General features: G+C 66.9%; 11 protein-coding genes. 5 read left to right on the top strand and 6 right to left on the bottom strand.

The features are described from left to right. Window positions 1-38: 38 nt before the first annotated feature. The 3 genes from mmsB to ACU18_RS07325 form a co-directional block, all read right to left on the bottom strand. Entirely contained in the window at window positions 39-1322 is a 1284-nt protein-coding gene (mmsB, locus tag ACU18_RS07315) for a multiple monosaccharide ABC transporter permease (RefSeq protein ID WP_050684874.1), read from the bottom strand. Between the two features lie 45 nt (window positions 1323-1367). Next, window positions 1368-2924 (bottom strand): multiple monosaccharide ABC transporter ATP-binding protein, encoded by a 1557-nt coding sequence (gene mmsA / locus ACU18_RS07320; protein ID WP_050684875.1) that lies wholly within the window; start codon window positions 2922-2924, stop codon window positions 1368-1370. A gap of 132 nt (window positions 2925-3056) precedes the next feature. Further along, the gene (locus tag ACU18_RS07325) at window positions 3057-4247 is read right to left on the bottom strand and encodes an ROK family transcriptional regulator (protein WP_050684876.1); all 1191 of its coding nucleotides are present in this window, start codon (window positions 4245-4247) and stop codon (window positions 3057-3059) included. Between the two features lie 203 nt (window positions 4248-4450). Between ACU18_RS07325 and ACU18_RS07330 the strand changes: the two genes are divergently transcribed. Then, entirely contained in the window at window positions 4451-5245 is a 795-nt protein-coding gene (locus ACU18_RS07330; protein ID WP_050684877.1) for a nitrilase-related carbon-nitrogen hydrolase, read from the top strand. On the opposite strand, the gene ACU18_RS07335 is transcribed toward ACU18_RS07330, so the two are convergent. After that, the gene (locus ACU18_RS07335; protein WP_050684878.1) at window positions 5239-7017 is read right to left on the bottom strand and encodes a PucR family transcriptional regulator ligand-binding domain-containing protein; all 1779 of its coding nucleotides are present in this window, start codon (window positions 7015-7017) and stop codon (window positions 5239-5241) included. The genes ACU18_RS07330 and ACU18_RS07335 overlap by 7 nt on opposite strands. Before the next feature lie 110 nt (window positions 7018-7127). Here ACU18_RS07335 and ACU18_RS07340 point away from each other — a divergent pair, with 110 nt between their 5' ends. Together ACU18_RS07340 and ACU18_RS07345 are read left to right on the top strand one after the other, a co-directional pair. Further along, complete coding sequence (locus tag ACU18_RS07340) at window positions 7128-8639, top strand: amino acid permease (protein WP_050684879.1); 1512 nt, start codon at window positions 7128-7130, stop codon at window positions 8637-8639. 36 nt (window positions 8640-8675) lie between these two features. Beyond that, window positions 8676-10397, top strand: a complete 1722-nt coding sequence (locus ACU18_RS07345) for a flavin monoamine oxidase family protein (protein WP_197273536.1) — start codon at window positions 8676-8678, stop codon at window positions 10395-10397. Between the two features lie 18 nt (window positions 10398-10415). Here the strand turns inward: ACU18_RS07345 and ACU18_RS07350 are convergent, their stop codons facing one another. Together ACU18_RS07350 and purU are read right to left on the bottom strand one after the other, a co-directional pair. Continuing rightward, on the bottom strand, window positions 10416-10934 hold the full coding sequence (locus ACU18_RS07350) for a gamma carbonic anhydrase family protein (RefSeq protein ID WP_050684880.1): 519 nt from the start codon (window positions 10932-10934) through the stop codon (window positions 10416-10418). A 125-nt stretch (window positions 10935-11059) separates the two neighbouring features. Next, the gene (purU, locus tag ACU18_RS07355; RefSeq protein WP_050684881.1) at window positions 11060-11920 is read right to left on the bottom strand and encodes a formyltetrahydrofolate deformylase; all 861 of its coding nucleotides are present in this window, start codon (window positions 11918-11920) and stop codon (window positions 11060-11062) included. A 277-nt stretch (window positions 11921-12197) separates the two neighbouring features. Here purU and glyA point away from each other — a divergent pair, with 277 nt between their 5' ends. After that, window positions 12198-13496: a serine hydroxymethyltransferase gene (gene glyA, locus ACU18_RS07360; RefSeq protein ID WP_050684882.1), complete on the top strand. Its 1299-nt coding sequence runs from the start codon at window positions 12198-12200 to the stop codon at window positions 13494-13496. Window positions 13497-13499: 3 nt separating this feature from the next. Next, window positions 13500-14399: a bifunctional methylenetetrahydrofolate dehydrogenase/methenyltetrahydrofolate cyclohydrolase gene (locus tag ACU18_RS07365; RefSeq protein WP_050684883.1), complete on the top strand. Its 900-nt coding sequence runs from the start codon at window positions 13500-13502 to the stop codon at window positions 14397-14399. Window positions 14400-14418 lie beyond the last annotated feature (19 nt).

The raw sequence follows: 14418 nt of genomic DNA on the forward strand, positions 1-14418 counted from the left end.
CTTTCTTTTATGGGGTGGTGGGACGGGAAGCTGAGTACTCAGGCTTCCCGGGAAATGGTTGCTTTGGTGGAGGTGACTTCATCGGGCTGAAGCGGCGTGCCGGGGCCGTTTGAGGACCGGTTGAAGTTCTTCATCATCAGGCCGATGATCGAGGCCCGGCCCTGGGACTTGTTGTAGACGTCGATGGCCACGGCCACCAGGAGCACAAGGCCCTTGATCATGGACTGCCAGTCAGCGCCGACGCTGAGCAGCTGCAGGCCGTTGTTCAGGACGGCCATCACCAGGCCACCAACGATCGAGCCGATCACGGTGCCCACGCCGCCGGTCACTGCGGCGCCGCCGATGAAGACAGCGGCGATCGCGTCCAGCTCCCAGCCGGTGCCGTCGGACGGACCTGCAGAGGTTGAGCGGGCCACGAAGATCATGCCGGCCAGGCCCGCGATGATCGACATGTTCATCATCACCAGGAAGTTGATCTTTTTGGACTTCACGCCGGACAGTTCGGCTGCGTGGCGGTTGCCACCCACGGCGTAGACGTGGCGGCCCACAACGGTCTTGGAGGAGATGAAGCCGTAGACCAGGACCAGGACGGCGAGGATCAGGCCGGGGATGGGGAACGAGGTGCCCGGCCGCCCGGTGGCGAACAAGTACGTGGCGTAGAGGATGGCGCCGCAGATCAGGACCAGTTTGAGGACCATGACCCAGGTTTCCGGAACCTCCGCGCCCAGCGCCTTGGCGGAGCGGCGGCGGCGGACTTCACCAATCACCACGAAGGCGGCTGCCGCCAGGCCCAGGAGCAGGGTGAGGTTGTTGAAGCCGGTGTTCGGGCCGATTTCCGGCAGGTAGCCGGCGCCAATGAACTGGAATTCCCGCGGGACGGGGATGGAGTTGGACTGTCCCACAAACTGCTGCGCACCGCGGAAAATCAGCATGCCGGCCAGGGTCACGATGAACGCCGGGATGCCCACATAGGCCGTCCACCAGCCGTGCCAGGCACCGATCAGGGCGCCCAGGCCAAGGCCCAGCAGGATGGCGAGGAACCAGGGCAGGTTCCAGTCGCGCATGGCAATCGCCACCACCATGCCCACGAAGGCTGCCACGGAGCCCACGGACAGGTCGATATGGCCGGCGATGATGACCAGCACCATGCCGATGGCGAGGATCAGGATGTAGGAGTTGCCGTTGAAGAGGTTGATGACGTTGCCCGGGGTGAGGGTGATGCCGCCTGTGAGCCACTGGAACAGCAGGATCAGTGCCACCAGGGCAAAGATCATGCCGAACTGGCGGGTGTCGCCGCCAAAGAGTTTCTTGAGCGCGTTCATTGTTTCGGTCCTCGTATCTGGAAGGTTCTGGAAAGCTCCAGAGGATTAGGCGGCTTTTCGGGCGGAGGTCATGAGCTTCATCAGGCTTTCCTGGCTCGCTTCCGCCTTGTCGAGGACGCCGGTAATGGCGCCTTCGAAGATGGTGTAGATGCGGTCGGAGAGTCCCAGGAGCTCCGGCAGTTCCGAGGAAATGACGATCACGCCTTTACCCTGGTTGGCGAGCTGCTGGATGATGCCGTAAATCTCGTATTTGGCGCCGACGTCGATGCCCCGGGTGGGTTCATCCAGGATCAGCAGCTCCGGGTCGGTGAACATCCACTTGGCCAGGACCACCTTCTGCTGGTTGCCGCCGGAAAGTTTCGCCACACCTTCCTGGACCGAAGGGGCCTTGGTCCGCAGGGACTTCCGGTACTGCTCGGCCACCGCAAACTCCTTGTCGGTGTCCACAACGCTCCGTTTGCTGATTTTCTGGAGGTTGGCCGAAACGGTGGTGGTTTTGATGTCGTCCAGGAGGTTCAGGCCCAGCGACTTCCGGTCCTCGGTGACGTAGCCCAGCCCGGCGTCGATGGCCTGGGGAACGTTTTTGAGCGCCGTCTCCTTGCCGTGGATGTATACCTGGCCCGAAACGAAGTGGCCGTACGACCTGCCGAACACTGACCGGGCCAGTTCGGTCCGGCCGGCCCCCATCAGCCCGGCGAAGCCCACAATCTCGCCGCGTCGGACAAAGAAGTTGGAGCCCTTGCAGACCAGCCGGTCCTGGATCTGCGGGTGGGCCACCGTCCAGTCCTTCACTTCGAAGAAGACTTCGCCGATCTTGGGGGTGTGGTCCGGGAACCGGGACTCGAGGGTGCGGCCCACCATGCCCTTGATGATCCGGTCCTCATCAACGCCGTCCGCCTTGACGTTGAGCGTTTCGATCGATTTTCCGTCGCGGATGATGGTGATGGAATCGGCGATCTGCTCGATCTCGTTGAGCTTGTGCGAAATGATGATCGAGGTGATGCCGCGGCCTTTCAGGCCCAGGATGAGGTCCAGCAGGTGCTGGGAGTCGGATTCGTTCAGCGCGGCGGTGGGCTCGTCCAGGATCAGGATTTTCACGGACTTGTTCAGGGCCTTGGCGATTTCAACCAGCTGCTGCTTGCCGACGCCGATTTCCTTGATGGGGGTGTCCGGGTTTTCGCGCAGGCCCACGCGGGCCAGGAGTTCGGTGGAGCGGATGCGGGCCTCGGCCCAGTCGATGACACCACGTTTGGTGGGTTCGTTGCCCAGGAAGATGTTCTCCATGATGGACAGCTCCGGGATCAGCGCCAGCTCCTGGTGGATGATCACGATGCCGGCCTGCTCGCTGGCCCTGATGTCCCGGAACTGCTGGGTCTGGCCCTGGTAGACGATGTCGCCGTCGTAGCTGCCGAACGGGTAGACCCCGGAGAGGACTTTCATCAGCGTCGACTTGCCGGCGCCGTTCTCGCCGCAGATGGCGTGGACTTCGCCGGCCTTTACCCGCAGGCTGACTTCCGACAAGGCTTTAACGCCGGGAAACTCTTTGGTGATGGACCGCATCTCGAGGATGACAGGGTCCGTGTGCGTGGTCTGGGACGTCATGGGCCCTAACCTCCATTAAAAAATGACTCCGTTGTCCGGCCGGCAAAGCGCAGGGCCGTCTGATGCAAAAGTAAACTGGATCACAGCTATTGTCGTCAAGTCTTGAACGCAATTACCGGATAACGAAATGGTCTAGTTTTTCCGGATGCCAGCATTTTGGAACACCAGGGCGGCCGCTCCGAGGGCTTCGGCACGGTCCCCGAGGGAGGACATGGTGAGGGTGGTGGTCTCCCCGATGACGGGGACTGCGTGCCGTGTCAGGCCCCGGCGGATCGGGTCCAGCAGCAGGTCTCCGAGCCCGGCCAGCGGCCCGCCCACCACAATGACTTCGGGGTTGATCAGGTTGGCGACGTTGCCCAAAGCGCGGCCCACGGACAGGCCGGCGTCGTCAACCACGCGCAGGGTGGCGGGGTCCCGGGCCAGGGCCTTCCGGACGATGTCCGCGGGCGTCAGCGGGCGGTCCTCGCCGCGGCTGAGCAGCTCGATCATGGTGGTGGTGGAGGCAATGGTTTCCAGGCAGCCGCGGTTGCCGCACCGGCACACCAGGCCCTGTTCGTGGATGGTGGCGTGGCCGATCTCGCCGGTGATCCCCACGTTGCCGTAGTACGGCGCTCCGTTGAGGATCAGGCCCGCGCCGATGCCTGATCCGATCTTCAGGAACATCAGGTTGCTGACGCCGCTGTGCCGGCCCCACGTGACCTCGGACCAGGCCCCGAGATTGGCGTCGTTGTCAATGAAGACGGGAAATTGCAGCGTCTCTTCCAGGTGCTGCAGGATGTTGATGCCCACCCACTCAGGCAGGATCGCGCCCTGCGCAACGGTTCCCGTGCGCCGGTCAATGGGGCCGGGAATTCCGACGCCGGCACCCACCACGGCGGTCCGCTCTATGTTGCTTTCCCGCAACAGCTTGTCCAGCAGGGTCACTGCCGCCTGGATGCCGTCCTCCGCCTGGTGGCCCAGTGGCAGCATCACGGATTCCTCGGCTATCACGCGGTAGCTCAGGGAGGCCAGGACCACGCGGAGGTGCCGCCGGCCGAAGTCGATGCCAACAGCCACGGCGCCGTTGCTGTTGAGCCTCACGTTGAGGGCGCGGCGGCCGGAACTGGTAATCGGTTCCGTGGACGCGAGGCCGGAGTCCAGCATGACCTTGACGATGTTGGAGACCGTCGCCGTGGAGAGGCCTGTCTGCCGGGCGAGTTCAGCCTGGGTTGAAGGCCCGCCGCGCAGGCTTTCGATGATGCGTTGCTGGTTCAGCTGCCGCAGTGCGGACTGTGAGCCGGGATTCTTTGGCTTGCTCCTCGTTGAGCGCGGGGTTCCGGACATGCTATGTACAGTGCCCTATTTCCCGGCTTGTAGTCAAGAAGTTAACGCATGCGTCGGTTAGCGGTAACTTTTTGGGCATAGGACGATTCGGCCCCTGATGGCATGCTGCGTGTGCAAATGGCCCGGACGCATCCCGGCGCGCGCTGGTTAGGCTGGGGCCAGGCCGTTATCCCCCGGCCGTCCCGCGATGGAAGGTGGTAGCGGTGCTGCTGGCACTCCTGCAGGCAAACGCCGCAGTCCTTGACCCTGATGCCAACCTCGATTCCCTTGAAGCCGCGGCAGCCACCGCCGCCGCGCGGGGCGCAGCCGTCCTGGTCACCCCGGAACTGTTCCTGGTGGGCTACGCGCCGCGGCGCATCCGGTCCGGCCTGGACCCGGACATTCTCCCGGCGCTGCGCCAGCGGCTGGCTGACATTGCCAGGCGGCACGGGATTGCGTTGGTGTACAGCCTGCCCCGCCTCACCGCCCAGGGGGAGTGGCAAATCAGCGCCACCCTCCTCGACGCGCAAGGCGCCAGCTTGCTGGAGTACGGCAAAGTGCACCTTTTCGGACCGGACGAGCGGGCGGCCTTCAGCCCCGCCACCCAGCCGCCCGCCATCGTCGACTTCCACGGAATCCCCACCTCGATGGTGATCTGCTTCGACGTCGAATTCCCCGAAACCGTCCGGGCCGCGGCATCGCGCGGAGCCGAACTGCTCCTGGTCCCCACGGCGCTGGCCCACGGCTTTGACGACGTACCCCAGGTGCTGCTCCGCGCCAGGGCGCTGGAAAGCCAGGTCAGCATCGCCTACGCGAACCATTCCGGCGTCGAGGACGGCCTTCGGTTCCTGGGCGGCAGCGTGGTGGCCGGGCCGGACGGCAAACTGCTGGCGGCTGCCGGAGCCGGAGCCACTGTCCTCTTTGCCGAGGTTGATCCCGCAGCGGCGGGGCGGGAGCGGGCCGAGGTGCCGTACCTGGCCGAGCGTCGCCCGGACCTGTACCGGGACTGGGGCTACTGACCGGCAGAGTCCACAAACTGCAGCGCAAACCATAATTCGGCCCGCGCTGCCGCCTGCGCCAGGTCCAGGTCCAGGAGTTCCGCCAGCGCGGTGATCTGCCGGCGCACGCTGTTGCGGTGCAGGCCCAGGTCCTTGGCCGAGGCATCCCAGCTGCCGTTGGCGGCCAGCCACGAGCGAAGCACCAGCAACTGCGCGTCCCGGCGCGCCGGTTCCTGTTCAAGGACAGGGGCCAGCAGCCGGGCGGCGAGCAACGCGCCGGCGTCGGCGCCCAGCAAACCGGCGACGGACCAGGTGAGGTCTTCCTCCCGCACCGTCGATGCGGTGGCCAGGACCCGCGGGCGAAGCGCGGTGGCGCGCTGGTAGGCGGCCGCCAGGCCCGGAAGTTCGGTGGGGGCGCCCACCACCAGCCGCCACCCCAGCTGCTCCACCTCCGCCAGCAGCGGCCCGTCCACCTTGAGGCGCGTCACGGTGGCGAAGCCGTCATCGGTCAGTTCCACCAGCTTGGTGTCGAAAATCCGCCGCCAGTGCAGCAGGTCGCGGACGGCGCCTTCCGTGGCGGCAGGAGCCGCTGCCGGTGTGCCGGACCGGAGCCCCAGCACCACGCGGACCGGGGCCGACCGGGTCCCGCCCACACTCTGGGCCAGCAGGTCCTTCAGGCCGTTGAGCCGGCGGGAGCTGCCACCGGCCAGGCTGTCCGGGTGCAGCAGCAGGGCGGTGGCCAGCTGGCTGGGTGCCAGGGACCCGCTGGTCCGCTGCCGGACCAGCAGCTCCAGCAGTCCCACCACGGCGGACACCACATTGTTCTGGGCCGGCGTCAGGGGTTTGCCGGCCCCCAGCACCAGGGCGCCCAGCGTCGCGTCCCGGGTGCTGCGCAGCGGATGCCCAAACAGCAGGGTGGGATCCGGGGTGTCCACGGAGCCGGTTTCGATGCGGGGCCCGCTGCCGGCCAGGAGCCTGGCCACCAGCGGCTGGAGGAGGGAATGCTCGACGGCGGCCCTGGGGTTGGTGCCGGGGCCCGCCTGGGCGGCAGCCCGGGCCCGCGCCCTGCCGTCAGCCCCCACCAGGACAGCCCACACCGGCACGCGTTCGGTGAGCGCCGCCAGCAGCTCGTGTTCCGGCCGGGTGGACAGGACGGCCCGCATCAGGTGCCTGTTGGTCTCCGCCAGCTGCCGGAACACCTGGGCGTTTCCGGATTCCAGGAGTTTGGAGAATTCCAGGCCCAGCGCGGCGAACGGGACGTTGGCCGGGACTTCCACCAGCGTCAGCCCGTGGTTCCGGCAGGCTTCCACCAGTGCCTCCGGGACCGCGTCGAAGTAGGGCTGCAGGCCGAATCCCAGGGCGGCGACCCCTGCTGCCACCAGGCGCCGGACGTACGCGTCCGCCTGCGCCGCCGTGCCGCCGTCCTCCGCCGCACCGCCCGCAGCGGCACCCGGGGCGGGGGAGCCGCCGCGGTGCGTGCCGCCGTCGTCCGGGCCTGCTGCCGGCCCGCTCCGCAGCCCGCCGCTGCGACCGCTGCCGCCGGTACCGGGGTGATCGCCGGCGTGGCCCCCGGCCAGGAACGGCAGGCCCGCAGTCAGCACAAATTCGCCGTCCAGCAGGTACGGCGTGGGGTCACCGAGTTCGCTGGGCTCCACCCAGCGCAGCGGCGCGGCACCGTTGCCGGCATGGTGCACCACTGTCACCCCGGCAGGCAGAGCGGCCAGGAAGCGGCCCAGGGTTACTGCGTCCAGCTGCTCCGGGCTACCATCGTTCTCTGGTGCATTGTGTCTCATGCTGGAAGCCTACAGGTTGTTTTGCACACCATTGAGATGCTGCTCACACCCCTAATCTGGGGAAAGGGAAAACCAGTTCAACCACCCACCAACAGGAACGGACGTCAACGATGACTGTGCCAACACTTTCCGGCAGGGGGCCGGCCCGGGTAGCCGGCCGGCCTTCACTCGGCGCGCAACTGCTGCGCCGCAAGCCGATCGCGCAGATGGTCACCGAAGCCGGCGACGCACAGGACGGACCCCGTCTGGTCCGCAGCTTCGGCGTGCTCCAGCTGACAATGATTTCCGTTGGCGCCACCCTTGGCACCGGCATCCTGGTGATCCTCGGCGAATCGGTGCCGCTGGCGGGGCCGGCCATCTGGATCTCCTTCGCCATCGCCGGCCTGGCCGCGCTGCTGTCCGCCGTCTCCTACGCCGAGATGGCAGGCATGGTGCCCGTCTCCGGCTCCAGCTACTCCTATACCTACGCCACCATGGGCGAGGGCATGGCCTGGATCTGCGGCTGGTGCCTGGTCCTGGAATACGCGGTCTCCGTGGCCGCCGTCGCGGTCGGCGCCGGCCAGTATGTCAACGAGGCCCTGGCCGTCTTTGGAACCGCTCTCCCGGACGCGCTGTCCCAGCCGCCGGGCGACGGCGGCATGGTCAACGTCCCCGCCATGGTCATCGTGTTGCTCGCCACCGCGCTCCTGGTCCGCGGCGCCAAGGAAAGTGCCTGGATCAACACGTCCATCGTGGTGGTCAAGGTGGGCATCCTGCTCTTCTTCTGCGCAGTGGCCTTCACCGCCTTCACCGCAGGCAACTTCGAGCCGCTGCTGCCCATGGGGGCCGCCGGCGTCTCCGCCGCAGCCTCACGGGTCTTCTTCTCCTACATTGGCTTTGATGCCGCCTCCACAGCCGGTGAGGAGGCCCGCAACCCCAAAAAGGACCTGCCCCGTGCCATCATGCTGTCCATGCTGATTGTCACCACCATTTATGTCCTGGTGGCAGTTGCCGCCATTGGCGCCCGGCCGTGGGGCTGGTTCGACGGCACCGAGGCCGCCCTGGTGAAAATTCTTGAGGAGACCACCGGCCAGCCCTGGATCGGGCTCGTGTTTGCTGTCGGCGCCGTGCTGGCCATCGCCAGCATCGTCCTGACCGTCCTCTACGGCCAGACCCGCATCCTGCTGTCCATGGCCCGGGACGGCCTGATTCCCGCCGTCTTCGGCCGGGTGTCCCGCCGGACCGGCACCCCCGTGGTTGGCACGCTCCTGGTGGGGACCGCCGTCGCGCTCACTGCCGGGCTGATCCCGCTCGGCGCCCTGGCGGACGCAACCAGCATCGGCACCCTGTTCGCCTTCGGCCTGGTGAACGTGGCCGTCATCTACCTGCGGCGCAGCCGGCCGGACCTCGAACGGACCTTCCGGGTGCCGCTGTTCCCCATCACCCCCATCCTCGGCGCCATCATGTGCGGCTACCTCATGGCCAACCTCGGCGCCGACACCTGGGTGGTGTTCGCGCTGTGGATGCTGGTGGGTATTGCCGCTTACTTCTCCTACGGCCGGCGCCATTCCAAGGTGGCGGCGATGAGCTCCGCGGACTACCTTGAGGTGTCCGCCGCCCGCCCCGCACCGCAGCATTCCTGATCCGGACCGTCCCAAACCTTCCAAAGGCAGACTTCAATGACCATCGCCACAGAACTTCCGGCCTCCGGCCCCGCAGGCGCCCCCTCACAGGGTGGTGCCGATGCCGGGACGGCTGCCCCCATCACCATGCTCAACCCGGACTTCCCGTTCAGCTACGACCACTACCTGGCCCACCCGGACGGTCTCGGCTCGGTGCCGCCGGAGCTGCTGGGCACCGAAGTGGCAGTCATCGGGGCCGGCCTGTCCGGCCTGGTCACCGCCTACGAACTGATGAAGCTGGGCCTGCGGCCTGTGGTGTACGAGGCGGACCAGATCGGCGGCCGACTCCGCACCGCCAACTTCCCGGCAGCACCCGGCGTCGTGGCGGACCTGGGCGGCATGCGGTTCCCGGTGTCAGGCAAGGCCTTTTACCACTACGTGGACCTGCTGGGCCTGGACACCCAGGAATTCCCCAACCCGCTCTCCAACGCCACCTCCAGCACCGTGATCGAGCTCGCCGGCAGGAAGTACTATGCCGAAAAGCCCTCGGACCTGCCGCCGTTCTTCCGTGAGGTGGCCGACGCCTGGAAGGCTGCCGTGAACGACGGCGCCAGGTTCACTGAAATGCAGGAGGCCATCCGCACCCGGGACACGGGCAGGATCAAGGAACTCTGGAACGAGCTGCTGCCGCTGATGGACGAGCAGACCTTTTACGGCTTCATCGCCGCCAGCGAGTCCTTCAAAAAGGCCGGGTTCACGCACCGGGAGGCGTTTGGCCAGGTGGGCTTCGGCACCGGCGGCTGGGACACGGACTTCCCCAACTCGATCCTCGAGATCCTGCGGGTGGTCTACACCGACGCTGACGACGCGCACCGGCTGATCCGGGGCGGCGCGCAACGGCTCCCCGAGGCACTCTGGCAGCACGCGCCGTCGGGCCTTGCCCACTGGCCGGAGGGCACCTCCCTGGCCTCGCTGCACTCCGGGTCCCCGCGCGGCGCCGTGGGCAAAATCAGCCGCGACCCGGACGGCAACCTGCGGATCCGCGAACGCTGGGGCCGCGAAGCCACCTACCCGGCAGTGGTCACCACGTGCCAGTCCTGGCTGCTGTCCACCCGCATCCATACCGAAGAGGCGCTCTTCCCGGCGGAGCTGTGGACGGCGATCGAGCGTTCGCACTACATGCAGTCGTCCAAGACCTTCGTGATGGTGGACCGGCCGTTCTGGAAGGACATTGATCCGGCCACGGGCCACGAGGTGTTGTCCATGACCCTCACGGACCGGCTGAACCGCGCCACCTACCTCCTGGACAACGGCCCGGACCAGCCCGCGGTCATCCTGCTTTCCTACACCTGGAACGACGACGCGCTGAAGTGGCTGGCGCTCGACGCCGACGAACGCGTGGAGCTGATGCTGCACTCGCTCGAGCAGATCTACCCCACGGTGGACATCGCCAGCCACATCGTGGGCCAGCCCATCACCGTGTCCTGGGAAGCGGACCCCAACTTCATGGGCGCGTTCAAGGCCAACCTGCCCGGGCACTACCGCTACCAGCAGCGGCTTTTTACGCACTTCAAGCAGGACGCGCTGCCCGACTACCAGCGCGGCATCTTCCTGGCCGGCGACGACGTTTCCTTCACTGCCGGCTGGGCCGAGGGCGCCGTGACCACCGGCCTGAACGCGGTGTGGGGCGTGGTGAACCACCTGGGCGGGTCGGCGGCGCCGGGCAACCCCGGTCCCGGCGAGCTGCTCGACTCGATCGGGCCGGTCAGCCTGGACTGATTCCCTGGGGGAGTGGGGTCAGCCGTGGAGGGCGCGGTGCGCCCTGGCGAGCTCGACGTAGCGTTCGGCGTTGGCCCGGACGCCGTCGAACTCCTCGTCGGTAAGGGGCCGCCGGACTTTGGCCGGGACGCCTGCCACCAGTGACCGCGGCGGCACCACCGTGCCCTCGAGGACCACGGCGCCGGCCGCCACCAGCGAACCCGCGCCGATCACCGCGCCGTTCAGGACGGTGGCGCCCATGCCGATCAGGCAGTCGTCCTCCACAGTTGAACCATGGACGACGGCGGCGTGCCCCACGCTGACCCGCTCACCCACCGTGCAGGGGAAGCCCGGGTCCGCGTGCAGCACCACGTTGTCCTGGAGGTTGCTGCCGGCGCCGACGCTGATCTTGGCGGTGTCGGCCCGGACCGTGGCGCCGTAAAACGCGCTGGCGTCCGCCGCCAGGCTGGCATTGCCGATGATCGTGGCCGTGGGGGCGACGAATGCTGTCTCGTGGACGGCCGGGGTGTTCCCGGCGAAGGGGTACAAGGGAGCCATGGGTTCACTCTAGCGACGCCTGCGCGTGGCCGGTTTCCGGTGCGGATGTGACAGGCCTGCGCGCCCCACCCAACTGACTCGCAGTTGTTGTCGTTTTGAGGGCTCAAAACGACAACAACTGCGAGTCAGTTGAAGACCACCGTGCGGTTCCCGTCCAGCAGCACCCGTTGCTCGGCGTGCCACTGCACCGCCTGGACCAGCGTGCGGCCCTCCACGTCGCGGCCCATCTGGACCAGCTGCTGCGCCGTGCGGCTGTGGTCCACGCGGATGACTTCCTGCTCGATGATCGGACCCTCGTCCAGGGCGGCCGTCACGTAGTGGGCGGTGGCGCCGATCAGCTTCACGCCGCGGGTGTGGGCCTGGTGGTAGGGCTTGGCGCCCTTGAAGGAGGGCAGGAACGAGTGGTGGATGTTGATGGCCTTGCCCGTAAGGTCGGTGCACAGCTCATCCGAGAGGATCTGCATGTAGCGGGCCAGGACCGTCAGCTCGATGTTGTGCTCCGCCATGATGGCGCGCAGCCTGTCCTCCGCCTGGACCTTGGTGTCCGCGGTGACCGGGATGTGGTGGAACGGGATGCCGTAGAACTCGGCCAGCCCGGCCAGGTCCTTGTGGTTGGAGACAATGGCCGGGATGTCGATGGGCAGGGTGCCGCTGCGCTGCTGGAACAGCAGGTCGTTGAGGCAGTGTGCCGACGTGCTGGCCAGGACCAGGGTCCGGACCTTCCGGCCCGCGGGGTTCAGGCTCCACTGCATGCCGAACGCGTCAGCCACGGGCTGCAGGGCCGCGCGGAGCTCTGACTGCATGGCGGTCGTGGTCACCTCCACGCGCATAAAAAACGTTCCCGTGGCGGGGCTGCCGTACTGCTGGGAGTCCGTAATGTTGCACCCCGCCACCAGCAGGGCGCCAGCCACAGCGTGGACGATTCCCTGGGTGTCCGGGCAGGACAGGGTGACTACGTATGCATCGTTGAGTTGCTCATCTTTCACGCAGTCAAGCCTACCCGCGCGCCAGGGTGTGCTTTTGGTAGGCTGGTCGGGTCGCAACTGGCGTTGGGTGGCTAACCACCAGGGAGCGGCAATCACGAAGACCACGGATCGTACGCCTGGGCCGAGGGTCATGTTTTGCCGGAAACGGGGCACCAGTTGCCTGTGCGCAGCCGCGCCCCGTGCCACCCGCCTGATGCCAGTAGCCAACACGGCGGTGAGGCGTGCCAGCCGGTAGCCTGACCTAAGCAGTGCCCGAATCCCGAGCCAGGAGTTCTTTGTGACTACCACAGCCACCACAACATCAGCCGTCAGCAACCAGTCGCTGGCCGAGCTTGACCCCGAAATCGCTGCAGTCCTCAACCAGGAGCTTGGCCGCCAGCGCGGCACCCTGGAAATGATTGCCTCCGAAAACTTCGCGCCGCGCGCCGTGATGGAAGCCCAGGGCTCCGTCCTGACCAACAAGTACGCCGAGGGCTACCCCGGCCGCCGGTACTACGGCGGCTGCGAATACGTGGACATCGCCGAGCAGCTTGCCATCGACAGGGTCAAGGACCTGTTCGGCGCCGAGTACGCCAACGTCCAGCCACACTCCGGGGCCCAGGCCAACGCCGCCGCCCTGTCCGCCATGATCACCCCCGGCGACAAGATCCTGGGCCTGTCCCTGGCGCACGGCGGACACCTCACCCACGGCATGAAGCTGAACTTCTCCGGCAAGCTCTACAACGTAGCCGCCTACCAGGTGGAGGAAGATTCCTTCCGCGTGGACATGGACAAGCTCCGCGAGCAGGCCATCGCCGAAAAGCCTCAGGTCATCATTGCCGGCTGGTCCGCCTACCCGCGCCACCTCGACTTCGCTGCGTTCCGTTCCATCGCCGATGAGGTGGGCGCCCTCCTCTGGACGGACATGGCGCACTTCGCCGGACTGGTGGCAGCGGGCCTGCACCCCAGCCCCGTCCCGTACTCCGACGTTGTCACCTCCACCGTGCACAAGACCCTCGCCGGTCCCCGATCAGGGGTGATCCTGGGCAAGCAGGAGTGGGCCAAGAAGCTCAACTCCAACGTGTTCCCCGGCCAGCAGGGCGGTCCGCTGATGCACGTCATCGCCGCCAAGGCCGTGGCCTTCAAGATCGCCGGTACCCAGGAGTTCAAGGAACGCCAGGAGCGCGTCCTCGAAGGCGCCAAAATCATTGCCGACCGCCTCAACCAGGCTGACGTTGCCGAGGCCGGCGTTTCCGTCCTCACCGGCGGCACCGACGTGCACCTGGTCCTGGTGGACCTGCGCAACTCCCAGCTGGACGGCCAGCAGGCCGAGGACCTCCTGCACTCCGTGGGTATCACCGTGAACCGCAACGCCGTTCCGTTCGACCCCCGCCCGCCCATGGTCACCTCCGGCCTGCGCATCGGCACCCCGGCCCTGGCCACCCGCGGCTTCGGCGCCGCCGAGTTCACCGAGGTCGCAGAGATCATCGCCAGCGCGCTGAAGGCCGGCACCGCCACCGACGTCGAGGCGCTCCAGTCCCGCGTGGACAAGCTCGCCGCCGACTTCCCGCTGTACCCGCAGCACGAGCAGTGGTAACCAATGACTGATACCGCAACTGCACAAATCCTTGACGGCAAGGCCACCGCCGCAGCCATCAAGGCCGAGCTGACCGGACGCGTGGCCACGCTCCGTGCGAAGGGCGTCACCCCCGGCATCGCAACTGTGCTGGTGGGCGCCGACCCCGCCTCGCAGCTGTATGTCTCCATGAAACACAAGCAGTCCGAACAGATCGGGATGAACTCGATCCAGCGCGAACTGCCGGCTGACGCCACCCAGGCCGACGTAGAGGCCCTCATTGATGAACTCAATGCGGATCCCGACTGCCACGGGTACATCGTGCAACTGCCGTTGCCCAAGCACCTGGATACCGACGCCATCCTTGAGCGGATCGACCCCGCCAAGGACGCCGACGGACTCCACCCGACCAATCTCGGCCGGTTGGTGCTCAACGTCAACTCGGAGATCACCACTCCTCTGCCGTGTACACCCCGCGGCGTCATCGAGCTCCTCGAGCGCAATGGGTACAGCCTTGCCGGCAAGCACGTGGTGGTGGTTGGCCGTGGCGTCACGATCGGCCGGACCATCGGCCTGCTGCTCACCAGGCGGGCCGTCAATGCGACGGTGACGCTGACGCATACCGGCACCAAAAACCTGTCGGAGCTGCTCAAGCAGGCGGACGTCATTGTGGGCGCCGCCGGAGTCAAGCACATCGTCAAGGCCTCGGACGTGAAGCCGGGCGCTGCCCTGCTTGACGTGGGGGTTACCCGGGAAACCGATCCGGAAACAGGTAAGAGCCGCGTCCACGGAGACATCGATCCCGCCGCCGCCCAGGTGGCCGGCTGGATTTCGCCCAATCCCGGCGGCGTTGGCCCCATGACCGTGGCGCTGCTGATGACCAATGTGGTTGAAGCGGCGGAACGCCAGGCAGGCATCGCCTAGCCCACGTGGGTTAAAACGC

Source organism: Arthrobacter sp. ZBG10 (assembly GCF_001238605.1).
Classification (GTDB): domain Bacteria; phylum Actinomycetota; class Actinomycetes; order Actinomycetales; family Micrococcaceae; genus Arthrobacter.

Bases quoted from the DNA above. Each gene is read 5' to 3' on its own strand.
- mmsB (WP_050684874.1), bottom strand. From the start codon at position 1,322: ATGAACGCGCTCAAGAAACTCTTTGGCGGCGACACCCGCCAGTTCGGC.
- mmsA (WP_050684875.1), bottom strand. From the start codon at position 2,924: ATGACGTCCCAGACCACGCACACGGACCCTGTCATCCTCGAGATGCGG.
- ACU18_RS07325 (WP_050684876.1), bottom strand. From the start codon at position 4,247: ATGTCCGGAACCCCGCGCTCAACGAGGAGCAAGCCAAAGAATCCCGGC.
- ACU18_RS07335 (WP_050684878.1), bottom strand. From the start codon at position 7,017: ATGAGACACAATGCACCAGAGAACGATGGTAGCCCGGAGCAGCTGGAC.
- ACU18_RS07340 (WP_050684879.1), top strand. From the start codon at position 7,128: ATGACTGTGCCAACACTTTCCGGCAGGGGGCCGGCCCGGGTAGCCGGC.
- ACU18_RS07345 (WP_197273536.1), top strand. From the start codon at position 8,676: ATGACCATCGCCACAGAACTTCCGGCCTCCGGCCCCGCAGGCGCCCCC.
- ACU18_RS07350 (WP_050684880.1), bottom strand. From the start codon at position 10,934: ATGGCTCCCTTGTACCCCTTCGCCGGGAACACCCCGGCCGTCCACGAG.
- ACU18_RS07365 (WP_050684883.1), top strand. From the start codon at position 13,500: ATGACTGATACCGCAACTGCACAAATCCTTGACGGCAAGGCCACCGCC.